The 22,521-nt window shown below is 72.9% G+C and carries 24 protein-coding genes and 1 pseudogene; 22 read left to right on the top strand and 3 right to left on the bottom strand.

The window, feature by feature from the left end; translation table 11 throughout:
- Nucleotides 1-3 precede the first annotated feature (3 nt).
- Together ACRAKH_RS27450 and ACRAKH_RS27445 are read left to right on the top strand one after the other, a co-directional pair.
- Nucleotides 4-1,011: an aminotransferase class V-fold PLP-dependent enzyme gene (locus tag ACRAKH_RS27450; protein ID WP_380729959.1), complete on the top strand. Its 1,008-nt coding sequence runs from the start codon at nt 4-6 to the stop codon at nt 1,009-1,011.
- 25 nt (nt 1,012-1,036) lie between these two features.
- Nucleotides 1,037-1,786 (top strand): hypothetical protein, encoded by a 750-nt coding sequence (locus ACRAKH_RS27445; RefSeq protein WP_447009380.1) that lies wholly within the window; start codon nt 1,037-1,039, stop codon nt 1,784-1,786.
- 38 nt (nt 1,787-1,824) lie between these two features.
- Here the strand turns inward: ACRAKH_RS27445 and ACRAKH_RS27440 are convergent, their stop codons facing one another.
- Both ACRAKH_RS27440 and ACRAKH_RS27435 read right to left on the bottom strand, forming a co-directional pair.
- A complete protein-coding gene (locus ACRAKH_RS27440; protein ID WP_380729962.1) occupies nt 1,825-2,253 on the bottom strand; it encodes a ferritin-like domain-containing protein in 429 nt (142 codons plus the stop codon).
- Nucleotides 2,250-2,693, bottom strand: a complete 444-nt coding sequence (locus ACRAKH_RS27435; RefSeq protein WP_447009379.1) for a hypothetical protein — start codon at nt 2,691-2,693, stop codon at nt 2,250-2,252. The genes ACRAKH_RS27440 and ACRAKH_RS27435 overlap by 4 nt, the downstream gene beginning before the upstream one ends.
- A 143-nt stretch (nt 2,694-2,836) precedes the next feature.
- Between ACRAKH_RS27435 and rimP the strand changes: the two genes are divergently transcribed.
- The 20 genes and pseudogenes from rimP to ACRAKH_RS27335 all read left to right on the top strand — a co-directional run bounded on the left by rimP (nt 2,837) and on the right by ACRAKH_RS27335 (nt 22,060).
- Nucleotides 2,837-3,361: a ribosome maturation factor RimP gene (rimP, locus tag ACRAKH_RS27430; RefSeq protein ID WP_380730467.1), complete on the top strand. Its 525-nt coding sequence runs from the start codon at nt 2,837-2,839 to the stop codon at nt 3,359-3,361.
- Complete coding sequence (gene nusA, locus ACRAKH_RS27425) at nt 3,358-4,380, top strand: transcription termination factor NusA (RefSeq protein WP_380730465.1); 1,023 nt, start codon at nt 3,358-3,360, stop codon at nt 4,378-4,380. Before rimP ends, nusA begins: the two co-directional genes overlap by 4 nt.
- Complete coding sequence (locus ACRAKH_RS27420) at nt 4,322-4,747, top strand: YlxR family protein (protein ID WP_380730463.1); 426 nt, start codon at nt 4,322-4,324, stop codon at nt 4,745-4,747. Before nusA ends, ACRAKH_RS27420 begins: the two co-directional genes overlap by 59 nt.
- Before the next feature lie 88 nt (nt 4,748-4,835).
- Nucleotides 4,836-7,922 carry a translation initiation factor IF-2 gene (infB, locus tag ACRAKH_RS27415; protein ID WP_447009378.1) on the top strand — a complete coding sequence of 1,029 codons (3,087 nt, stop codon included), beginning with the start codon at nt 4,836-4,838 and terminating at the stop codon, nt 7,920-7,922.
- A gap of 69 nt (nt 7,923-7,991) precedes the next feature.
- Complete coding sequence (locus ACRAKH_RS27410) at nt 7,992-8,288, top strand: DUF503 domain-containing protein (RefSeq protein WP_380728610.1); 297 nt, start codon at nt 7,992-7,994, stop codon at nt 8,286-8,288.
- Between the two features lie 49 nt (nt 8,289-8,337).
- The gene (gene rbfA / locus ACRAKH_RS27405) at nt 8,338-8,787 is read left to right on the top strand and encodes a 30S ribosome-binding factor RbfA (RefSeq protein ID WP_380728612.1); all 450 of its coding nucleotides are present in this window, start codon (nt 8,338-8,340) and stop codon (nt 8,785-8,787) included.
- Nucleotides 8,788-8,813: 26 nt separating this feature from the next.
- Nucleotides 8,814-9,818, top strand: a complete 1,005-nt coding sequence (locus ACRAKH_RS27400; RefSeq protein WP_380728614.1) for a DHH family phosphoesterase — start codon at nt 8,814-8,816, stop codon at nt 9,816-9,818.
- A 31-nt stretch (nt 9,819-9,849) separates the two neighbouring features.
- Nucleotides 9,850-11,151 carry an MATE family efflux transporter gene (locus ACRAKH_RS27395; RefSeq protein WP_380728616.1) on the top strand — a complete coding sequence of 434 codons (1,302 nt, stop codon included), beginning with the start codon at nt 9,850-9,852 and terminating at the stop codon, nt 11,149-11,151.
- Nucleotides 11,152-11,253: 102 nt separating this feature from the next.
- The gene (locus ACRAKH_RS27390; RefSeq protein ID WP_380728618.1) at nt 11,254-12,603 is read left to right on the top strand and encodes an MFS transporter; all 1,350 of its coding nucleotides are present in this window, start codon (nt 11,254-11,256) and stop codon (nt 12,601-12,603) included.
- Between the two features lie 86 nt (nt 12,604-12,689).
- Complete coding sequence (gene truB, locus ACRAKH_RS27385) at nt 12,690-13,526, top strand: tRNA pseudouridine(55) synthase TruB (RefSeq protein ID WP_380728628.1); 837 nt, start codon at nt 12,690-12,692, stop codon at nt 13,524-13,526.
- Between the two features lie 17 nt (nt 13,527-13,543).
- Entirely contained in the window at nt 13,544-13,912 is a 369-nt protein-coding gene (locus ACRAKH_RS27380; RefSeq protein ID WP_380728620.1) for a hypothetical protein, read from the top strand.
- A 10-nt stretch (nt 13,913-13,922) separates the two neighbouring features.
- Nucleotides 13,923-14,864: a bifunctional riboflavin kinase/FAD synthetase gene (locus ACRAKH_RS27375; protein ID WP_380728622.1), complete on the top strand. Its 942-nt coding sequence runs from the start codon at nt 13,923-13,925 to the stop codon at nt 14,862-14,864.
- A gap of 91 nt (nt 14,865-14,955) precedes the next feature.
- Nucleotides 14,956-15,438, top strand: a complete 483-nt coding sequence (locus ACRAKH_RS27370) for a helix-turn-helix domain-containing protein (RefSeq protein WP_380728624.1) — start codon at nt 14,956-14,958, stop codon at nt 15,436-15,438.
- 10 nt (nt 15,439-15,448) lie between these two features.
- Entirely contained in the window at nt 15,449-15,910 is a 462-nt protein-coding gene (locus ACRAKH_RS27365; RefSeq protein WP_447009377.1) for a 2'-5' RNA ligase family protein, read from the top strand.
- Between the two features lie 124 nt (nt 15,911-16,034).
- A complete protein-coding gene (gene rpsO, locus ACRAKH_RS27360; RefSeq protein ID WP_141981300.1) occupies nt 16,035-16,304 on the top strand; it encodes a 30S ribosomal protein S15 in 270 nt (89 codons plus the stop codon).
- Between the two features lie 223 nt (nt 16,305-16,527).
- Nucleotides 16,528-18,765 (top strand): polyribonucleotide nucleotidyltransferase, encoded by a 2,238-nt coding sequence (locus tag ACRAKH_RS27355; RefSeq protein ID WP_380724218.1) that lies wholly within the window; start codon nt 16,528-16,530, stop codon nt 18,763-18,765.
- Between the two features lie 74 nt (nt 18,766-18,839).
- Nucleotides 18,840-20,168: a M16 family metallopeptidase gene (locus tag ACRAKH_RS27350; RefSeq protein WP_380724220.1), complete on the top strand. Its 1,329-nt coding sequence runs from the start codon at nt 18,840-18,842 to the stop codon at nt 20,166-20,168.
- Nucleotides 20,165-20,956, top strand: coding sequence for a 4-hydroxy-tetrahydrodipicolinate reductase (gene dapB / locus ACRAKH_RS27345; RefSeq protein ID WP_380724217.1), 792 nt, complete (start codon nt 20,165-20,167; stop codon nt 20,954-20,956). Before ACRAKH_RS27350 ends, dapB begins: the two co-directional genes overlap by 4 nt.
- A 31-nt stretch (nt 20,957-20,987) precedes the next feature.
- A pseudogene (locus ACRAKH_RS27340) lies at nt 20,988-21,439 on the top strand (tetratricopeptide repeat protein).
- A 231-nt stretch (nt 21,440-21,670) separates the two neighbouring features.
- Nucleotides 21,671-22,060 carry a PRC-barrel domain-containing protein gene (locus ACRAKH_RS27335; protein WP_380724216.1) on the top strand — a complete coding sequence of 130 codons (390 nt, stop codon included), beginning with the start codon at nt 21,671-21,673 and terminating at the stop codon, nt 22,058-22,060.
- Here ACRAKH_RS27335 and ACRAKH_RS27330 read toward each other — a convergent pair.
- Nucleotides 22,008-22,508 carry a hypothetical protein gene (locus ACRAKH_RS27330; RefSeq protein ID WP_380724215.1) on the bottom strand — a complete coding sequence of 167 codons (501 nt, stop codon included), beginning with the start codon at nt 22,506-22,508 and terminating at the stop codon, nt 22,008-22,010. The genes ACRAKH_RS27335 and ACRAKH_RS27330 overlap by 53 nt on opposite strands.
- Nucleotides 22,509-22,521: the final 13 nt, after the last annotated feature.

Raw genomic sequence — 22,521 nt, 5'->3', positions numbered from 1 at the left:
CCCATGCGCGCAGCCTTCGGCACGACCTTCGACGTCCCCCTCGGCTACCTGAACACCGCGAGCATCGGCGTCCCTCCCGCTCCCACCGCCACGGCCGTCGCCGACGCCGTGCGCCGCTGGTCGACCGGGGCGGACGGGCCCGCCGCCGTGGACGAGCACGTGACGACCGCCCGCACCGCGTTCGGGCGTCTCGTGGGCGTGCCGGGGGACCGCGTGGCGATGGGCGCGTCCGCGTCCCAGCTGGTGGCGCTGGTCGCGGCCGGGCTGCCCGCCGACGCCTCGGTGCTCGTCGCGCGCGGCGAGTTCACCAGCCTCACGTTCCCCTTCGCGGCCCGCGGCCTGCGGGTCACCGAAGTCGATCTGGAGGAGGTCCCGTCCGCCGCCCCCGGCCACGACCTCGTCGCGGTGAGCGTCGTGCAGTCCGCGGACGGCCGGATCGTCGACCTCGACGCGCTCCGCGCGACCGGCGTGCCGGTGCTGCTGGACGCCTCCCAGGCCGTCGGCTGGATGCCGCTGCGGCTCGACTGGGCGGACTGGGTCGTGGCCGTCGGCTACAAGTTCCTGATGTCGCCGCGCGGGTGCGCGTGGCTCGCCTGCTCGCCCTCGGCGCTGGAGCGCACCGTGCCCGCGGCGGCGAACTGGTTCGCAGGTGACGACCCCTGGTCCACGGTGTACGGGCTGCCGCTGCGGCTCGCGCCGGACGCCCGGCGCCTCGACCTCTCGCCCGTCTGGCTGTCCCAGTACGGCGCGGCGACGTCCCTGCCGTACCTCGCGTCGCTCGACCTCGCCGACGTCCGCGACCACGTCGTCGCGCTGGCCGATTCCCTGCTCGACGGCCTCGGCCTGCCGGCCCGCGGGTCGGCGATCGTGTCGCTCGACCTGCCGGGCGCCGGTGAGCGGCTGGAGGCCGCCGGGGTGCGGTCCAGCCTGCGCGCCGGACGGGTCCGGCTGGCGTTTCACCTGTACAACACGGCGGAGGACGTCGATCTGGTGCTCGCAGCGCTCAGGTGACCCGCGTCCGTTACCGTGGGTCTTTGTGTCGGTTCCTCCCGAATCACCCGAAGAGGTGACGCAGCGGATTCCGCCCCTCCGGTCGTCGGACACGGCGCCGCTGTGGCGGTCGGAGATCGGTCAGCTCGACTCGCTGCTGAGCTCGCCGCCGCCCCCACCCCCGCCTCCGCCGGCGGCGCGGTCGCGGCGTGGCCTGCTGCTCAAGGGGCTCGGGCTGCTCGGCGTCGCGCTCGTGTCCGGGCTGGTCTGGATCGCCGTGACCGGCAAGGAGCAGCAGACCGGCACGCCGACGCCCACGTCCGCGCCGCCCGGCGGCGAGTTCACCTTCGCCGTGTCCCCGGACGTCCCCGAGCCGCTGAAGGACAGCAGCTGCGCGCCGCACGCGTACGGCGAGACCCAGCGGTTCCTGACCGCCACGCCGTGCCAGCAGCTCACGCGCGGTCTGTACACAACGACGACCCCCGACGGGGTGACGGTGTACACGTCCGTGTCAGTGGTGCGCATGAAGACCGCCGAGGACGCGGCCAAGCTGAAGGAGCTCACCACCCGCGACGGCACCGGGAACGTCAACGACCTGGTGAAGGACGGCGCGGTGCGCGTGCCGAACCTGCCGACGCTGGCGAACGGCGGCTTCGCGGCGCGGCAGGACGACCGGGACGTGATCATCATCGAGTCGGACACCGTCCGCCACGGCAAGGACGAGGCCGAGCACGTCAAGCTGATGAAGCGGATCAGCAACGACGCGTTCCGCCTGGCCGCCGACCTGAACCGCTGACCGGGACCGGGGTCCCCGGCGAGGATTCCCGCGTCGCGTCAGCCCACCCCGGCGCCCGGGAACGCGATCGACGTCGGCGTCACCCCGGCCACCTTCCGCCACCGCGTCGCCCGCACCGCGGACACGGTCAGCGCGTCCAGCGCCGCCTGCCGCAACGCCGCCTCGTCCGTGCGCTCCAGCACGCCCCGCCACGCCACGCACGCGTCCGTCTCCGCCGTGATCAACGCCGCGATGGCCGACGCCGCGCTGTCCACCGGCTCCGGCGGCAGGTAGGCCGCCGCGGGCGGGCGCGGGGCGGCTCCCCGGTCGCGCAACCACCGCTCCGTCGCGTCGCGCCGCGCCCGGTGCGCGGTCGCGCCCGTCGCCACGTCCGCCGCCTGCTGCTGGATGAACGCGCTGACCAACCCGTACGTCCACACCGCCGCGTGCTCCGCGGCCAACGCGTCCTGCACCGCGTCCACGCTCACGACAACGCCTCCACCAGGCTCGCGCACCCGGCCGCCACCGAGGCGACCAACCCCACCCGGTGCGCCTCCACCGACGCCACCAGCTCACCGGCCTGCTTCTGCGCCGCCTGCAACGCCGGCACCAGCGCCTCCCGCGACGCTCCCGCAGGCGGCGCCACCGAGGCGGACGTCGAGGGCGGCGCCGACGAACCCGGCACCCGCGGCGTGGCCCGGTCCACCTCGGCCTGCAGCTTCACGGCGTGCTCCTCGCGCACCGCCGCCGTCTCCGGCGCGCCGACCGCCGCGGCCAGCGCCGCGTCCGACCGGGCCGCCCGCACCAGCTCGGCCAGGGGGTCCGGGGGCGGCGGAGGGGGTGGGGGTGTGGTGCACGCGACTGCCAACGGGGCCGTGGCAGCCGCCAGCAGCACTCCGCGCCTGCTGAACGCCGTTCTACCGATCACGTGTTCCGATCCTGCCAGAGCACCGCCTCCGCCCGTGGCACGTGGGACGTCGCCGAACGAGATAGTCTGAGCGACCACGGCCGGCGAAGTGCAGCGTCGGCCGGGGTTGCCGTGCCCTCTGCACAGACCAAAGGAGTCACCACGTGTCCAGCCCGCCGCGCGGAGAACTCGCCGCGCAGCTAGCACCCGTCGTTCGCGAGGCGGTGGAGGCCATCGGCTTCGACCTCGAGACGCTCGACGTGAACCAGGCTGGGCGTCGCAGGCTCGTCAAGGTGGTCGTGGACGGCGACGAGGGGATCGGGCTGGACGAGGTGGCGCAGGCCAGTCGCGCCGTGTCCGCCGCCCTCGACGCGCACGAGCACCTGATCGCGGGCCCGTACACGCTTGAGGTCACCTCTCCCGGCGCGGACCGCCCGCTCACCAAGCCGCGCCACTGGAAGCGCAGCCGGCTGCGGCTGGTGAAGGTGAAGCAGCCGGACCAGGTCGAGTGGTTCGGCCGGGTCGGCGAGGCCGACGACACCGGCGTCGTGCTGCTGGTGAAGGGCGAGCTGCGCCGCGTCGAGTACCGGACGATCGAGCGCGCCGTCGTCGAAGTCGAGTTCAAGCAGCCGCCGGTCGAAGAGCTCGCGCTCCTCGAAGGCAAGCACCTGAAGGAGGAGTCGGAGTGAACGTCGACATCGCCGCTCTCAGGGCGATCGAACGGGACAAGGACATCCCCTTCGACACGGTTCTCGAAGCCATCGAGACCGCCCTGCTGACCGCCTACAAGCACACCGAGGGCCACCACGCGCACTCGCGGGTGGAGATCGACCGCAAGTCCGGCATGGTCCGCGTCCTCGCGCAGGAGCTCAACCCCGACGGCTCCGTCGCGGAGGAGTGGGACGACACGCCGGAGGGATTCGGCCGCATCGCCGCCACCACCGCCCGGCAGGTCATCCTCCAGCGCCTGCGCGACGCCGAGCACGAGCGCACCTTCGGCGAGTTCTCCGCCAAGGAGGGCGAGATCATCGGCGGTGTGGTGCAGCGCGACGCCCGGGCCAACGCCCGCGGCATGGTCGTGGTGCAGATCGGCGACACCGAGGGCGTGCTGCCGCCCGCCGAGCAGGTGCCGGGCGAGTCGTACGAGCACGGCTCGCGGCTGAAGTGCTACGTCGTGGGCGTGTCCCGCGGCGCGCGCGGCCCGCAGATCACGCTGTCGCGCACGCACCCGAACCTGGTGCGCCGGCTGTTCGCCCTGGAGGTGCCCGAGATCGCCGACGGCACCGTCGAGATCCCCGCGGTGGCACGTGAGGCAGGTCACCGTTCGAAGATCGCGGTCCGCACGACGGTGCCCGGCGTGAACGCCAAGGGCGCGTGCATCGGCCCGATGGGCGCGCGGGTCCGCAACGTGATGAGCGAGCTGGCCGGCGAGAAGATCGACATCATCGACCACTCGGACGACCCGGCCACGTTCGTCGGGAATGCCTTGTCACCGGCGAAGGTTGTCTCTGTCAGGGTGCTCGACGAGCGCGCCAAGACGGCACGCGTCGTGGTGCCGGACTTCCAGCTCTCCCTCGCCATCGGCAAGGAGGGCCAGAACGCCCGGCTGGCCGCCCGGCTGACCGGGTGGCGCATCGACATCCGCAGTGATGCGGAGGCCGCCGGGTCCGCGCCGGCGGGCGCATCGGCATCCGGTTCGGCTGAATAGGCAACAGGGGATAGACTTCGCAGTGGTTCAACGTCGGGGATCGGATCTCACGCACATCGGCCCGGTTCGTACGTGCATCGGATGCCGCGCTCGGACGTTGCCCTCCGAGCTGCTGCGCGTGGTGGTCGTGGACGGGGCTGTGGTCCCGGACACACGCCGACGGTTGCCCGGTAGGGGAGCATGGCTGCACCCCGATCCGGACTGCCTCCGCAACGCCGAGAAGCGACGGGCGTTCCCCAGGGCCTTCAGGGTCCAGGGGCCGCTCGACGTGGATCGCGTGCGCGGTCACCTCGAGCAGTGTGGGCAGGAGGTCGCGGGATCGCCCCGTGACCAGCAGGAAGCAAGGAAGCAGGTCGACCCGTCATGAGTCAGCCGTGAAGCTGAAGACATGAACGCGCGACGTTAAGACGAGGTCGACGGGACTTGCCCGCCGGCCTCCCTCACAGAGGAGTGCAGTGGCAGGTAAGGCCCGCGTGCACGAGCTCGCCAAAGAGCTCGGTGTCACGAGTAAAGAACTACTGAGCAAGCTCGCCGACCAGGGCGAGTACGTGAAGTCCGCGTCCAGCACCGTCGAGGCCCCCGTGGCCCGGCGGCTTCGTGACGCCTACGCCAAGAACGACGCGAAGGCCAAGCCGGCGGGCGCCCGCCCGGCCCCGCCGAAGCCCGCGCCGTCGGGTGAGACCAAGAGCGACACGTCGGCCCCGCGTCCGCCGGCCCCGGCCGGCAAGCCGGGTCCGCGTCCGGTGCCCGGCCCCAAGCCGATGGCCCCGAAGCCGGTGGCGAAGCCCGCCACCCCGGCGCCCGCTCCGGCCGCGCCCGTCGCGCAGCCCGAGGCCCCGGCCCCGGCCGCCGCTCAGACGCAGGCTCCGGCTCCCGCCGCCCAGGCCCCCGCTCCGGCGGCCGCGCCTCAGCAGCAGCAGCCGCAGCAGGCGCCCCAGCAGGCGCCGCGGACCAGTGGCCCCGGCCCGCGTCCCGGCCCGCGCGCACCGCAGCAGCAGCCCGCGGCCGCGCAGAACACCCCGTCCGTGGTCCCGCCGCGCCCGCAGGCCCCCAAGCCCGCCGGCCCGCGGCCCCCGCGTCCGGGCAACAACCCGTTCGGTGTCGGTGGTGGCGCTCCCGCGCCGCGTCCGCAGGCTCCGCGTCCGGCCACGCCGGGCGGCGGCGAGCGCCCGTCCGGTCCCAAGCCCGGTGACTCGCGTCCGGCCGGCCCCCGTCCGGGTGGCTCCGGTGGCGGTCCCGGCGGTCCCCGTCCCAACCCCGGCAACATGCCGCCGCGGCCGAACCCGGGCATGATGCCCGGTCGTCCGGCCCCGCGCCCTGGTGGCAGCGGTGGCGGCGGCGGTCGTGGCCCCGGCGGTCCCGGTGGCGGCGGCGGTGGCCGCGGTCCCGGCGGTGGCGGCGGTCGTCCCGGTGGCGGCGGCGGTGGCGGTGGCTTCCGCGGCGGTCCCGGTGGCGGTGGCGGCGGCGCCGGTGGCGGCTTCCGCCCCGGTGGCGGCGGTGGCGGCGGCGGTGGCTTCCGCCCCGGCGGCGGTGGCGGCGCCGGTGGTGGCGCCCCGGCTGGTGGCGGCGGCGGTTTCCGCGGTCGTCCCGGTGGTGGCGGGCCCGGTGGACGCGGCGGCGCCGCGGGCGCCTTCGGCCGTCCCGGTGGTCCGGCGCGTCGTGGCCGCAAGTCGAAGCGGCAGAAGCGCCAGGAGTACATGGACAACATGCAGGCGCCGTCGGTCGGTGGCGTCCGCCTGCCCAAGGGCAACGGCGAGACGATCCGCCTGCCGCGTGGCGCCTCGCTGACCGACTTCGCCGACAAGATCAACGCCAACCCGGCCTCGCTGGTGCAGGTGTTGTTCCACCTCGGCGAGATGGTCACCGCGACGCAGTCGGTGTCCGACGAGATCCTGGAGCTCCTGGGCTCCGAGATGAACTACAACGTGCAGGTCGTGTCCCCCGAGGAGGAGGACCGCGAGCTGCTGGAGACGTTCGACATCACCTACGGCGAGGACGCCGGTGACGAGGACGACCTGCAGATCCGGCCGCCGGTCGTGACCGTCATGGGTCACGTCGACCACGGTAAGACGCGACTCCTCGACACCATCCGCAAGGCGAAGGTGGCCGAGGGCGAGGCGGGTGGCATCACCCAGCACATCGGCGCCTACCAGGTGAAGACCGAGCTCGAGGGCAACGAGCGCCTGATCACGTTCATCGACACCCCGGGTCACGAGGCGTTCACCGCCATGCGTGCGCGTGGTGCGAACTCGACCGACATCGCGGTGATCGTGGTGGCGGCCGACGACGGCGTGATGCCGCAGACGGTGGAAGCGATCAACCACGCCCAGGCGGCCAACGCGCCGATCGTGGTCGCGGTGAACAAGATCGACAAGGAGGGGGCCAACCCCGCCAAGATCCGCCAGCAGCTCACCGAGTACGGGCTGGTCGCCGAGGAGTACGGCGGCGACACCATGTTCGTCGACATCTCGGCGAAGCAGGGCGTCAACATCGACGGTCTGCTGGAGGCGATCCTGCTGACCGCCGACGCGTCGCTCGACCTGCGGGCCAACCCGAACATGGAGGCCCAGGGCGTCGCGATCGAGGCGCACCTCGACCGCGGTCGCGGTCCGGTGGCCACGGTGCTGGTGCAGCGCGGTTCGCTCCGGGTCGGCGACTCGATCGTCGCCGGTGACGCGTACGGCCGCGTCCGCCGCATGGTGGACGAGCACGGCGCGGACATCACGGTGGCGACCCCGTCGCGGCCGGTCCAGGTCATCGGCCTCACGTCGGTGCCCGGCGCGGGCGACAGCTTCCTGGTCGTCGACGAGGACCGCGTGGCCCGGCAGATCGCCGAGCGCCGCCAGGCCCGCAGCCGCAACGCCGCCAACGCGGCCAAGCGGAAGCGCGTCAGCCTGGAGGACCTCGACGCCGCGCTGAAGGAGACCAGCGCCCTCACCTTGATCATCAAGGGTGACAACTCGGGTACCGTCGAGGCCCTGGAAGACGCCCTGATGAAGATCGAGGTCGGCGACGACGTCGAGCTGCGGGTCATCCACCGCGGCGTCGGTGGCATCACCGAGGGCGACATCAACCTCGCCGTCGCGGGTAGCGCCATCGTCCTGGGCTTCAACGTCCGGGCCGAGGGCAAGGCCACCGAACTCGCGAACCGCGAAGGCGTGGACGTCCGCTACTACACGGTGATCTACCAGGCGATCGACGAGATCGAGCAGGCCCTGAAGGGCATGCTCAAGCCGGAGTACGAAGAGGTCCAGCTGGGCCGCGCGGAGGTCCGCGAGGTCTTCAAGTCCTCCAAGGTCGGCACGATCGCGGGTTGCCTCGTGATGTCGGGCGAGATCCGGCGCAACGCCCGGGCCCGCCTGCTGCGCGACAACAACGTCGTGCAGGAGAACCTGCCGATCAGCTCGCTGCGCCGGTTCAAGGACGACGCGACCGAGGTCCGCGAGGGCTTCGAGTGCGGTCTGACGCTCGGCAACTACAGCGACCTGAAGGTCGGCGACATCATCGAGACGTTCGAGATGCGCGAGAAGCCGCGCGCCTGATCGTCTTCAGCCAGGTGCGGGGCCGTCGGAACCGGCGGCCCCGCACCCCTGACCACCTGGTGATCATCTGTGTTCGTCGGTGCCCTGGAGCTGGACGTCTTGCTCGGCGACGTCCACTCGTTGAAGCAGAAGCGGTCCGTGGTCCGGCCGATCGTGGCCGAGCTGCGGCGCAAGTTCGAGGTGTCGGTCGCCGAGGCGGGCCACCTGGACCTGCACCGCCGCGCCCTGATCGGAGTGGCGGCGGTCGCCGCCGACGCCGAGCATGTGAGGGACGTCCTGACCGCGTGCGAGCGACTGGTGGCCGGACGACCCGAGTTGGAACTCCTCTCCGCCCGCCACAGGCTGGTCGGGCCGGAGGACGAGTAGCACACGCCGCCCTCTGCGGCGGCACATCGGACGACAGGAGGGGAGCGCCGTGGCCGACCAGGCACGGGCTCGCAAGCTCGCCAAGCGGATCTCGCAGATCGTGGCTTCCGCGTTGGAGCACCAGGTGAAGGACCCGCGGCTGGCCCGCGTGACCATCACCGACACCAGGGTGACCGGGGACCTGCACGACGCGACGGTCTACTACACCGTGCTCGGCGAGAAGCTCGACTCCGAGCCGGACCTCGCGGGCGCCGCGGCGGCGCTGGAGAAGGCCAAGGGCGTGCTGCGCACCATGGTCGGGCAGCAGACCGGCGTCCGGTTCACGCCGACCCTGACGTTCGTCACCGACACCGTGCCGGACGAGGCGCGTCGGATGGACGAGCTGCTGGCCAAGGCGCGCGAGCTGGACGCCGAGGTGGCGCGGATCGCGCACGGCGCGGAGCCCGCGGGCGAGCCCGACCCGTACAAGGCGCCGCGCGAGCCCGAGGACGCCGACTAGCGTCGCGGCCGACTAGCGTTCCGGCCGTGCGCAACGACTCAGGCTTGACCGACCACTTGAGCGCCGACCTCGCCGCGGCCGCCCGTGTCCTCTCGACCGCCACCGACGTCACGTTGCTGGCCCACGTGAACCCCGACGCCGACGCGTTGGGGAGCGCGTTGGCGCTGGGCCTGGCCCTGCACCGCCGCGGTGTGGCGGTGCGCGTGTCGTTCGGCGCGCCGGACGAGGTGCCGGAGACGTTGCGGAGCCTGGACGTCGCGGGACTGCTGGTGCCCGCGTCGGAGGTGCCGGCCGAGCCGCCGGTGCTGGTGGCGTTGGACACGGGCAGTGTCGGACGGCTCGGGCCGTTGGCCGATCGGGTGTCCACCGCCGGTGTGGTGGTCGTGCTGGACCACCACGTGTCGAACCCCGGGTTCGGGCACGTGAACGTCATCGACGACCGGGCCGAGGCGACCGCGCTCGTGGTGCTGCGGCTGCTGGACGAGCTGGGCGTCGAGCTGGACGAGCCGGTGGCGCGCTGCGTCTACGCCGGTCTGGTGACGGACACCCGGTCGTTCCGGCACGCGTCCGCGACCACGCACCAGGTGGCGGCCCGGCTGATCGCGGCCGGGGTGGACGCCGAGGCCGTGGCCCGGCCCCTCATGGACTCTCACCCGTTCGGGTATCTCGGGATGTTGGCGAAGGTGCTCGGCCGCGCCCGGCTGGAGCGCGAGGCCGCGGGCGGGCGGGGGTTCGTGCACGCCGTCGTGACGCTGGAGGACGCCTCCGGGCTGCGGCCCGAGGAGGTGGAGAGCGTGGTCGACCTCGTCCGCACCACGGCGGAGGCCGAGGTGGCGGCCGTGCTGAAGGAGCTGCGGCCGTCGTCGTGGTCGGTGTCGCTGCGCGCGGTGAGCGAGGTGGACGTGCGCGAGGTGGCGCAGCTGCTCGGCGGCGGCGGTCACCGCCTGGCGTCCGGGTTCACCGCCGCCGGCACCGCCGACGAGGTGCTGGACCGGCTGCGCGCCGCGCTGGAGACGATCGCCGGGTCCTGACCGGGCGCCGCGGGCTGAGGGGGACGGACGGGTGGAGGAGCGGGTACCGGCCCGGCGGGTCGTCGGGCTGGCCGCGCCGGCGCTGGTGGTGCTGGCGGCCGAGCCGCTGTACGTGCTGGTGGACACCGCCGTCGTCGGCCACCTCGGCGCGTTGCCGCTGGCCGGGCTGGCGTTGGGCGGCGTGCTGTTCACGCAGGTCGCGACGCAGTTGACGTTCCTCTCCTACGGCACCACGGCCCGCACGGCGCGCTTGTTCGGCGCGGGACGGCGGCCGGAGGCGGTCGAGGAGGGCGTGCAGGCGACGTGGCTCGCGCTGGCCGTCGGCCTGGTCGTGATCGCGGCGGGGCAGCTGTTCGCCGGTCCCGCGGCACGCCTGCTGGCCGGTGGGGGCGCGGTCGCCGACAACGCCGTCGCGTGGCTGCGGATCGCCCTGTTCGGCGCGCCGTTCGTGCTGGTCACGATGGCCGGCAACGGCTGGATGCGCGGTGTGCAGGACACCCGCCGCCCGCTGCGGTACGTGCTCGTCGGCAACGGCATCTCGGCGGTGCTGTGCCCGGTGCTGGTGCACGGCGCCGGGTGGGGCCTGGAGGGCTCGGCGGCGGCGAACGTGGTCGCGCAGGCGTTGTCGGCGTGCCTGTTCTTCCGGGCGCTGCGCGCGGAGCGGGTGAGCCTGCGGCCCGACCGGCGCCGGATGCGGGCGCAGCTCGGCCTCGGCCGCGACCTCGTGCTGCGCAGCCTCGCGTTCCAGGCGTGCTTCCTGTCGGCCGCGTCGGTCGCCGCCCGCACGTCGGTCGGCGCGGTCGGCGCGCACCAGGTGGTGCTGCAGCTGTGGACGTTCCTCGCGCTGGTGCTGGACTCGCTGGCGATCGCCGCGCAGTCGATCGTGGGCGCGGCGCTCGGCGCGGAACGGCGTGAGCAGGCCAAGCGGTTCGCCTGGCAGGTCACCGGCTACGGGCTGTGGTTCGGCGTGCTGCTGGGGGTCGTGTTCGCGGCGCTGTACCGGCCGCTGCCGCTGGTGTTCACGACCGACCGGGCGGTGCTGGACGAGATCCCGCACGCCTGGTGGTTCTTCGTGGGGCTGCAGCCGATCGCGGGCGTGGTGTTCGCGCTGGACGGCGTGCTGCTCGGCGCGGGCGACGCGAAGTTCCTGCGGACGGCGACGCTGGTGGCGGCGGCGTTGGGGTTCCTGCCGCTGGTGTGGGCGTCCGCCGCGTTCGGCTGGGGTCTGACCGGCATCTGGACGGGGCTGTCGGCGTTCATGGCGCTGCGGCTCGTGCTGGGGCTGGCGCGCGCCCGGTCCGGCAAGTGGGCGCAGGTCGGGGCCGTGCGCTGAGCGGTCCGCGGTGTGGTGAGGGGCACCCCGGGAATCGTTAACACTAGGCAACTTTTTCCCGATACTGGGAGTGCAGCCGCACGGAAGCCTAGGAGACCCGCCTTGCCGGTCGATCGCGCCACCAAGCAAGCGTGGCTGATCTGGTCAACCGCCGTCGTCGTCTACATCGCCGCCCTGTTCCACCGCACCTCGCTGGGCGTCGCCAGCCTGGAGGCGGGCGACCGCTTCGCCGTCGGCCCCGCCGGTCTCGGCACGTTCACCGTGCTCCAGATCGGCCTCTACGCGCTGATGCAGATCCCCACCGGCCTGCTGGTGGACCGCTTCGGCCCGCGCCGCGTGCTGACCGCCGCCGCGCTGCTCATGGGCGCCGGCCAGGTGTTGTTCGCGCTGGCCGGGTCGTACCCGCTCGGGCTCGCCGCCCGCGCCGTGCTCGGCGTCGGCGACGCGATGACGTGGGTCAGCGTGCTGCGGCTCGCCGCCGCCCACTTCCCGCCCCGCCGGTTCACGCTGGTCATGACGCTGTCCGCCGCGCTGGGCGGCGCGGGCAACCTCGTCGCGACCGTGCCGCTGACGCTGCTGCTGGACAACGCGGGCTGGACGGCCACGTTCCTGATCGCGGGCGTGGCGACGGCGGTGTACTCGGCGGTGGTCGTGTGGCGGGTCCGCGAGGTGCCCGACGGCGTCGTGCCGCCCGCGCCCGAGCCCGTGCCGCTGCGCGCCCTGGGCGGACGGGTGCGGGAGGCGTGGCGCGAGCCGAGCACCCGCCTCGGGTTCTGGGTCCACTTCACGTCGATGTCGACGCCCGCGCTGCTCGGCCTGCTGTGGGGCTTCCCGTACCTGGTCGAGGCGCAGGGCTTGTCGCGCCCGGCGGCGTCCGCCGTGCTGAGCACGCTGGTGCTGGTGGCGATCGTGGTCGGCCCGGTGCTGGGCACGGTGATCGGCGGCCGGCCGGAGTGGCGGATGCCGATCGTCGGCTGGTACCTCGCCACGGCCGTCGTCTGCTGGGCCGTGCTGCTGGGCTGGCCGGGCGGCGTGCTGCCGACGCCGGCGCTGTACCTGCTGTTCGCGGTGCTCGCCGTGGGCAACCCGGTGTCGGGCGTGGCGTTCGCGTTGGTGCGCGACTACAACCCGCTGCACCGGGTGAGCACGGCGACCGGCGTGGCGAACGTCGGCGGGTTCGGCGCGATCACGTTCACCGCGCTCGCCGTGGGCGTGCTGCTGGACGTCGTCGAGCCGGTCGTGGCGGCTCCCCAGGCGTACCGGATCGCGTTCCTTTCCGTGGTCGCGGTGATGCTGCTCGGCGTGTGGCGCACGGTCGTGTGGTGGCGTCGCGCGCGGGCCGCCGTGTTCGCGGCCGAGGAGCGCGGCGAGACCGTCCCGGTGCAGTTGCGCCGCAGGCGCTGGGACGTCGTCGCCGGCCGAGCGGACAGCCGGACCCTCGTCGAGGCTTAGGATCCTCGACCGTGTCCGCATCTTCTCGTGCCCGAACCGCCGTCCCCGTCCCGCCCGGCCTCGTCGTCATCGACAAGCCCGACGGCATGACCTCGCACGACGTGGTGGCCAGGGTCCGCCGCATCCTCGGCACCCGGAAGGTCGGGCACGCGGGCACGCTCGACCCGATGGCGACCGGCGTGCTCGTGCTCGGCATCGAGCGGGCCACGAAGCTGCTCGGCCACCTGGCGCTGGACAGCAAGGCGTACCTGTCGACGATCCGCCTCGGCTCCGCCACCACGACCGACGACGCCGAGGGCGAGGTGCTGTCCACGGCCGACGCGTCCGACGTCCCCGAGGACGCCATCCGGGCCGGCGTGGCGAAGCTGACCGGCGCGATCGAGCAGGTGCCCAGCGCGGTGAGCGCCGTGAAGATCGACGGCAAGCGGGCGTACGCGCGGGTGCGGGCCGGCGAGGACGTGCAAATCCCGGCGCGGCCGGTGACCGTGCACCGATTCGACGTGCTGGCGATCCGGCGCGAGGGCGACGCCACCGAGCTCGACGTCATGGTCGAGTGCTCGTCCGGCACGTACGTCCGGGCGCTGGCCCGCGACCTGGGCGCGGACCTCGGCGTCGGCGGGCACCTGGCGGCCCTGCGCCGCACCCGCGTCGGCCCGTTCGACCTGCGCGTCGCCAAGACGCTGGACCAGCTGGAGGAGTCGCCCGGCCTGTCGCTGGACCTCGACGCCGCCGTCTCGACCGCGTTCCCGCGCCGCGAGATCGCGCCCCGCGAGGCGGTGGCCCTGTCGCACGGCCAGCGGCTCGCCGCCGGCGGGCTGGCGGGCACGTACGGCGTGTTCGGCCCCGACGGCCACGTCGTCGCCCTGGCGAAGGACGAGGGCGCGGTGGCCAAGCCGTTGGTGGTACTCACGCCGGCGGGCTAGGGCCTACCTTGGAGCGCATGGCGAGATGGGTCTGGCCGGCCGCGGCCGGTGTCGTGACGTCGGCCACCGGGGTGGCCATCAACCTGGCCACGGACGGCGGCACGAACCCGTGGGCGTGGGTGGCGGTCGTGCTGCTCACGGCGCTGGGCGTGGTCATCGCGCTGCGCGTGCCGAGAGCCGCGCCGAAGCCGCCGGCCGCCGAGCCGCCGGCGCCCAGGTCGTCGGTCAGCAACGTGATCCGCGGCGACGTGGCCGGTCCCGTGCTCCAGGTGGGCGACGTCGACTCGATCTCCGTCAACTCGCCGAGCACGGTCAACCAGACCGCCATCGCGCGCGACGGCGGCACCGTCCACCAGGCCGGACGGGACGTCAACCTCAACCCGTAGGCTTGCCGGCGTGCAACGCTGGCGAGGGCTGGACCACCTACCGGGCGGCTGGGGCCGCTGCGTCGTGACCATCGGCGTGTTCGACGGGGTGCACCGCGGGCACCAGGCGCTGATCAACCGCGCCGTCGAGCTCGCGCGCGACCGGAACGTGCCGAGCGTCCTGATCACCTTCGACCCGCACCCGTCCGAGGTCGTGCGGCCCGGCAGCCACCCGGCCCAGCTCACGAGCCTGCGCCGGCGCGCCGAACTGGTCGAGGGCCTGGGGGTGGACGTGTTCTGCGTGATCCCGTTCACCGCCGAGGTGGCGCGCACGCCGGCGGACGAGTTCGCGCACGAGGTGCTGGTGGACCGGCTGCACGTGGCGGCCGTCGTGGTGGGGGAGAACTTCACGTTCGGCCACAAGGCGGCGGGCACCGTGGACCTGCTGCGCGCGCTGGGCAAGCGGTTCGGTTTCGTGACCGAGGGGGCGGATCTGGTGACCGACGACGGCGTGACGTACTCGTCGACGTACATCCGGGCGTGCATCGACGCGGGCGACGTGGCCGCGGCCGCCCACGCGCTGGGCCGGCCGCACCGGCTGGAGGGCATCGTGGTGCGCGGCGACGGCCGCGGCAAGGAACTCGGCTTCCCCACGGCGAACCTGTCCACGACCCGCTTCGCCGCCGTGCCCGCGGACGGCGTGTACGCGTGCTGGTTCGTGCACGGCAGCGGGAGGAGGCTCCGCGCCGCCGTCAGCGTGGGCACCAACCCGACGTTCAGCGGTCGGGAACGCCGCGTCGAGGCCTTCGTGCTGGACGTGGACGAGGACTTCTACGGGCAGCGGGTGGCGCTCGACTTCGTCCACCGGCTGCGGGACATGGAGAAGTTCGACAGCGTCGAGTCGCTGCTGGAGCAGATGCACCGCGACGTCGCCACGACCCGCGAGATCCTGGCCGGCGACGACGGCGCCTGAACCGTTGAACCAGGTGGGTGGAACCGGCCGTGCGACACCGGGCGACCTGGCAGGATGCCTGGCAGGTCGAGCGGTCAGGGGAGAGGCGAAGGTGGAGGACCACAAGATCGTCCAGCGCAACCTCGCGTTGCAGCGGGAGTGGTACGGGGAACCCCTGGGCGACCGGGTGCGCCGGCTGGTGGTCGCGTTCAACGTCTCGCAGGCCCAGCTCGCCGACGTGCTCGGCATCAGCGCGCCCATGCTCAGCCAGGTGATGAGCGGCCGCCGCGCCAAGATCGGCAACCCCTCCGTGCTCGCCCGGATGATCATGTTGGAGCGCAAGGTCCTCACCGCCGACGTGGCGACCGGCGCGCCCGAGGCGTTGCAGCGCGCGCTGGAGGACGTGCGGCTGTCCAAGCCGACGGTGAGCCGCGACTCGTTCCCCGTCAACGGAGCCGACGACGAGGTGTCCGTGGTGTTCCCGGTCCTGCGCCGCGTCGCCGACCGCCGCGAGCTGTCGCAGGCCGCCGACGTGCTGGGCGAGGACTTCCCGGCGCTGGCGGAGCTGCTGCGCCGCGCGAGCAAGGAACGCTGACGGTCGGGCGTTGAGCCTCTTCTCCGCCCTCTTCCCACCCGCCGACGTCGTCGACGAGCTGCTGGACGCCCTGGCCCCGCTCCGCCTGGCGCACCCCCGGCTCCGCTGGGTGCGGCCCGACCGCTGGCACGTCACCGTCCGGTTCTTCGGCGAGGCCGAGCCCGCCGACCAGCTCGCCGGGCTGCGCGGCCTGGCCGCGCCCGTGGTGCGGCTGCGCGGGAGCGGCCGGTTCGGGCAGGCGCTGTGGGTCGGGGTGGAGCCCGTGGACGGCGCGCTGGCCGCCCTGGGCGCGGCGGCGGGCGTGCCGCCCGACTGGAGCCCGCACCTGACGGTCGCCCGCGGCCGGGCGTGGCCGCCGCTGGAGTTCACCGGGCGTGAGTGGGCGGCGGCGGAGGTCGCGCTGGTCCGCAGCCGCCCGGCCGAGGGCTACACCGTCCTCGACCGAGTGCCCTTGACCACGTCAAACGCGTAGGCCGCGGCCACTGCTGGTAACCTCGACAGTTGGGTCTGGCTGCGGTCCGTGGCGGCCAGTACCGACTACCCCGCGATCCGCGGGGCCGCACGGCACTTAACCAGGCACAAGGAGTAACGAGCACGTGGCACTGACCACCCAGGAAAAGAAGACCATCCTCGCCGAGTACGGCGTCCACGACACGGACACCGGTTCCGCCGAGGCCCAGGTCGCGCTGCTGAGCAAGCGCATCGCCGACCTGACGGAGCACCTGAAGAAGCACAAGCACGACCACCACTCGCGTCGTGGCCTGCTCCTGCTGGTCGGCCGTCGCCGCCGGCTGCTGAACTACCTCCAGAAGGTGGACATCCAGCGCTACCGCGCCCTCATCGGGCGGCTCGGTCTGCGCAGGTGAGACGTCCCGAGGGGGAGTGACCACGAGGGTCACTCCCCTTCGGCGTAACTGAAAACAACAAAGACGAGGGACGCACGCGCGGCGCACGGGACGACAGTTCGCCGGTCCTCGGTAGTGGCCCCCTGGTACGAATCCCAGGGGACTTCGATCGAAGACCGGCCTCGTCCGAACCGCGACCCGCGCCTGAGCGCGCTGTGGCCCGCATGACGAGGAGTATCCGCACATGACGGACATCGAGGTCCACGAGACTTCAGCCGTGATCGACAACGGTCGATTCGGCACGCGCACCATCCGCTTCGAAACCGGTCGCCTGGCCCGCCAGGCCGCCGGCTCGGTCGTCGCCTACCTGGACGACGAGACGATGCTGCTGTCGGCCACGACGGCGTCGAAGCACCCCAAGGAGCACTTCGACTTCTTCCCCCTCACGGTGGACGTCGAGGAGCGCATGTACGCGGCGGGCCGCATCCCCGGCTCGTTCTTCCGCCGCGAGGGTCGCCCGTCGACCGACGCGATCCTGACCTGCCGCCTGATCGACCGGCCGCTGCGCCCGTCCTTCGTGGACGGTCTGCGCAACGAGATCCAGGTCGTCATCACGGTGATGAGCCTGAACCCGCAGGACCTGTACGACGTGGTGGCGATCAACGCCGCGTCCGCGTCCACGCAGCTCGCGGGCCTGCCGTTCTCGGGCCCCATCGGCGGCGTCCGGGTGGCGCTGATCGAGGGCCAGTGGGTGGCGTTCCCGACCCACGAGCAGCTGGAGAAGGCCGTGTTCGACATGGTCGTCGCCGGCCGTGTCGTCGGTGACGACGTCGCGATCATGATGGTCGAGGCCGAGGCCACCGAGAACGTCATCGACCTGGTCGGCGACGGCGCGCAGGCGCCCACCGAGGAGGTCGTGGCCGCCGGTCTCGAGGCGTCCAAGCCGTTCATCAAGGCGCTGTGCGACGCGCAGGCCCAGCTGGCGCAGGTCGCCGCGAAGGCCACCGGCGAGTTCCCGACCTACCCGGCCTACCAGCCCGACGCCTTCGAGGCCGTCGAGGAGGCCGCCGGCGGCGAGCTCGGCCAGGCGATGACGATCGGCCCCAAGCAGGAGCGCGAGTCCCGCATCGACGAGATCAAGGCGTCGGTGCTGGAGAAGCTGGCCGAGCGGTTCGAGGGTCGCGAGAAGGAGGTCGGCGCGGCGTTCCGCTCGCTGACCAAGAAGCTGGTCCGCCAGCGCATCCTGCGCGACAAGGTCCGCATCGACGGCCGCGGCCTCACCGAGATCCGGTCGCTGTCGGCCGAGGTCGAGGTCATCCCGCGGGCGCACGGCTCGGCGCTGTTCGAGCGCGGCGAGACCCAGATCCTGGGTGTCACCACGCTGAACATGCTGCGCATGGAGCAGCAGATCGACTCGCTGTCCCCGGAGACGCACAAGCGCTACCTGCACCACTACAACTTCCCGCCGTTCTCCACCGGTGAGACCGGCCGCGTGGGCTCGCCCAAGCGCCGCGAGATCGGCCACGGCGCGCTGGCCGAGCGGGCGATCATGCCCGTGCTGCCCAAGCGCGAGGAGTTCCCCTACGCGATCCGCCAGGTGTCCGAGGCGCTGGGCTCCAACGGCTCGACGTCGATGGGCTCGGTCTGCGCGTCCACGATGTCGCTGCTCAACGCCGGCGTGCCGCTGAAGGCGCCGGTCTCGGGCATCGCCATGGGCCTGGTGTCCGACGAGGTCGACGGCAAGACGGAGTACGTCGCGCTGACCGACATCCTCGGCGCCGAGGACGCGTTCGGCGACATGGACTTCAAGGTCGCCGGCACCAAGGAGTTCGTCACCGCGCTCCAGCTCGACACCAAGCTCGACGGCATCCCGTCCGAGGTCCTGGCGTCGGCCCTGGGTCAGGCCCGCGACGCGCGCCTGACCATCCTGGAGGTCATGGCCGAGGCCATCGACAGCCCGGACGAGATGAGCCCGTTCGCGCCGCGCGTGACGTCGGTCAAGATCCCGACCGACAAGATCGGCGAGGTCATCGGCCCGAAGGGCAAGATGATCAACTCGATCACCGAGCAGACCGGCGCCGACATCTCCATCGAGGACGACGGCACGATCTACGTCGGCGCGGCGGACGGCCCGTCGGCCGAGGCCGCGATCGGCCTGATCAACGCGATCGCGAACCCGCAGCTGCCGAAGGTCGGCGAGCGCTTCCTGGGCACCGTGGTGAAGACCGCGGCGTTCGGCGCGTTCGTGTCCCTGCTCCCGGGCAAGGACGGCCTGATCCACATCTCGAAGCTGGGCAACGGCAAGCGCATCAACAAGGTCGAGGACGTCGTCAACGTCGGCGACAAGCTCCGCGTCGAGATCGCGGACATCGACCAGCGCGGCAAGATCAGCCTGGTGCTGGTCAACGACGACGCCGAGTCGGCCCCGGCCGGCGACGCGCCCGTCGCGGACGACGCGCCCGCCGAGGCACCCGCGCAGTGAGGACGAGCGTCAACGGGACGGCCGCGAGTGCTTCTGGCACTCGCGGCCGTCCGCTTACGCGCCGGCTCGGGCACCTGCAGAAGCCCGGCAGCACGGTCTCGCTGGAACGCGGCGACGGCGGCCTGGCCGTGCGCCGCAGCGTGCTGCCGTCCGGGCTGCGGGTCATCACCGAGCGCATCCCCGGCGTCCGGTCGGCGTCGGTCGGCCTGTGGGTGCAGGTCGGGTCGCGCGACGAGCGGGTCGAGGTCGCGGGCGCCGCGCACTACCTGGAGCACCTGCTGTTCAAGGGCACGGCGAACCGCACGGCCGCGCAGATCGCCGAGGAGATCGACGCGGTCGGCGGCGAGCTGAACGCGTTCACCGCCAAGGAGCACACCTGCTACTACGCGCACGTCCTCGACGAGGACCTGCCGCTGGCGATGGACCTGGTGTGCGACGTGGTGTTCGACGCGCTGTGCGAGCCGCGGGACTTCGAGACCGAGCGCGGCGTGGTGCTCGAAGAGATCGCCATGCGCGACGACGACCCGGAAGACCTGCTGCACGACGCGTTCCTGGACGCCCTGCTGGGCGAGCACGCGCTGGGACGGCCGGTGCTGGGCACCGAGCAGTCCATCGGGGACATGGACCGCGACGCGCTGTTCGGCTTCTACAAGCGGCGCTACACGCTGCCGCGGATGGTGCTGGCGGTCGCGGGCAACATCGACCACGCGCACGTGATGCGGTTGGTGCGCAAGCAGGTCGGCGATCGGCTCGACCGCGTCGGCACGCCCGTCGCGCCCCGCGCCGGACGCGCCCGCATCCCCGGTTCGCGCAAGCTGGTGCTGCACTCCGACGACACCGAGCAGGCGCACCTGATGCTGGGCGTGCGCGGGCTGGACCGGCACGACGAGCGCCGGTTCGCCCTGAACGTCCTCAACGCAGCGCTGGGCGGCGGCATGAGCTCGCGGCTGTTCCAGGAGGTCCGGGAACGGCGCGGCCTGGCGTACCAGGTGTACTCGTCGGTGGGCCTCTACGCCGACGCGGGCACGTTGTCGATCTACGCGGGCTGCCAGCCCGACCGGCTCGGCGACGTGGCCGGCGTGGTGCGCGAGGTGCTGTCCACCGTGGCCCGTGACGGGCTGGAGGACGCGGAGGTGGCCCGCGGCAAGGGCCAGCTGCGCGGCGGGCTCGTGCTGGGCCTGGAGGACACCAGCTCGCGGATGTCGCGCATCGGCAAGGGCGAGCTGAACTACGGCGACTACCTGTCCGTGGAGCAGACGCTCGCGCGCATCGACGAGGTCACGTCCGAGGACGTGGCGACGCTGGCGCGTGATCTGCTGCGACGTCCCGTCGCCGCCGCCGTGGTCGGCCCTTACGCTCACGCCGACGATCTGCCGTCCCAGGTGCACGAGGTGATCTCTTGAGTGCTCAGTCTCCGCTCGACCCCGCGAACGGGTCGTCGGCCGAACCGCTCCGCGTCGGCGTCATCGGCGCCAGGGGCCGCATGGGCGCCGAGGTGTGCCGCGCGGTCGAGGCCGCGGGGGACATGGAAGTCGTCGCGATGGTCGACGCGGGCGACTGGCTGTTCAACCTGGCCGACGCGGGCGCCCAGGTCGCGGTCGACTTCACCAGCCCCGAGGTGGTGATGGACAACATCCGGTTCTGCGTGGACAACGACATCCACGCCGTGGTCGGCACCTCCGGGTTCGACGCCCAGCGGCTCGGCGCGGTGTCGGAGTGGCTGGAGCAGAAGCCGGAGCTGGGCGTGCTGATCGCGCCGAACTTCGCCATCGGCGCGGTGCTGTCCATGCGGTTCGCCGAGCTGGCCGCCCGGTACTACGAGTCGGTCGAGGTCATCGAGCTGCACCACCCGCGCAAGGTGGACGCCCCGTCGGGCACCGCCGCGCACACCGCCCGGCTGATCTCCCAGGCGCGTGAGGCGGCGGGCCTCGGCCCGATGCCGGACGCGACGACCCAGGAGGCGCCGGGGGCGCGCGGGACGCTGGTGGGCGACGTGCGGGTGCACTCGCTGCGCGTGGCCGGGCTGATCGCGCACCAGGAGGTCGTGTTCGGCACGGAGGGCGAGACGCTGACGCTGCGGCACGACTCGCTGGACCGGAAGTCGTTCATGCCGGGCGTGCTGCTGGCCGTGCGGTCGATCGCGCGGCACCCGGGCCTGTCGGTCGGTCTCGACAAGTACATGGACCTCTGATCCCCGTGGACCTCCGCGGACCGGGCCGGCGATGAGCACCCGCACCGTCGCGTTCCTGATCACCGCCGCGCTGGCGGTGTACTTCGTGCTGCTCGGCGGCCGGGCCGTGGCGCTGCTCAGCACCGGCGACCCGGTCGGCGTCGGCCTGGGCGTCGGCGTGCTGGTGCTGCCGCTGATCGGCGCGTGGATCGCGTGGACGAACCTGCGGTTCGGCTTCACCACCGAGCGGATGGCGCGGCAGCTCGACGCGGAGGGCGGTCTCCTGGACACCTCCGCGCTGCCGCGCCGTCCGGGCGGGTGGAGCGGGAGGCCGCCGACGCGTGGTTCGAGGAGCGCCGGGCCGACGTCGAGGCGCGGCCGGAGGACTGGCGGGCGTGGTTCCTGCTGGCGCAGGCGTACGACCTGGCCGGTGACCGTGGTCGGGCCCGCGAGACCATGCGCAAGGCCATCGAACTATTCCAGTCGCCGACGAATCGGGTGTGAGCCGGTCGAGTGAGACGCGGTTCATTCGGTCTTAACGTCTTCTTGCCTTTGATCCTTCGGCACGTGTCGCTACCGTGGCTCGTGTGGTCAAAACCTGCGAGAACCTGCGGCTGACCGTCGCCTGCCTGGTCATCGCCGCCGCCGTGAGCATCGCCCTCGCCCTCACCTAGCGGTCACACGACCGGGTGGTTCGCCGTGCGCTCACCCGAATGGCCGGGTAGCCGGTGGGACATGGACCGAACAACAGTGGACCGGCTCTACGACTGCGACGTGCTGGACCGGCACGGCCGGCCGATCGGCCCGGTGTCCGAGGTGTGGCTGGCCGACGGCCGCCCGCTCTGGGCCACCGTGCGACGGGCCGGCGGCACCACCCTGGTGCCCATCCTCGGCGCCCAGGTGCGCGAACGCCGGCTCGTCGTGCCGGTGGAGGAGCACGAGGTCGCGGGCGCGCCCGAAGTGCGCAGCCGGGAGCTGTCGGACGACGAGCAGGCCGAGCTGCACGACCACTACGGCCTGACGCTGCCCGAACAGCGCCTGGTGCGGCACGAGCGCGGCGGGAAGACGTCCGTCAGTGCACCCACCACCCTGCGACCGCGGCCGGGGAAGCGGCCAGCACGCTGAACCGGGCGAACCGCCCGACCATGCCGGTGGAGATGAACAGCCAGGACGACATGCCCGCCAACCCCGCCAGCACGGTGGTGAACATGAACGGCGGCAGGCCGACCACCGAGCTGACCGCGTGCGTGCCGAACATCCAGTGCGGGTGCCGGTGGCAGCGCTCGCGCACCCACTCCAGCCGCGCCTTCCACTTCCGCCGCCACGGCGACGACGGCTTCTCCGCCTTCTCCGCGCGCTTCAGGAACGCGGGGAGGTGCAGCGAGCCGCGGGCGGCCAGGAAGTAGAACATCTTGCCCAGCACCTGGCCCAGGGCCACGGCGAGCCCGATCCACCACCAAGAAATGCCCGGCTGCTGGGTGACCAGGCCGATGACGAAGATCTCGATGCTGATCAGGGGCAGGATCGCGGAGCCGAACGCGACCCCGAACGTGAGGCACAACCACCCGAGCACCCGGCCGAGGCTA

Source organism: Saccharothrix hoggarensis (assembly GCF_052936025.1).
This window is presented reverse-complemented; position numbering and strand designations above follow the sequence as displayed.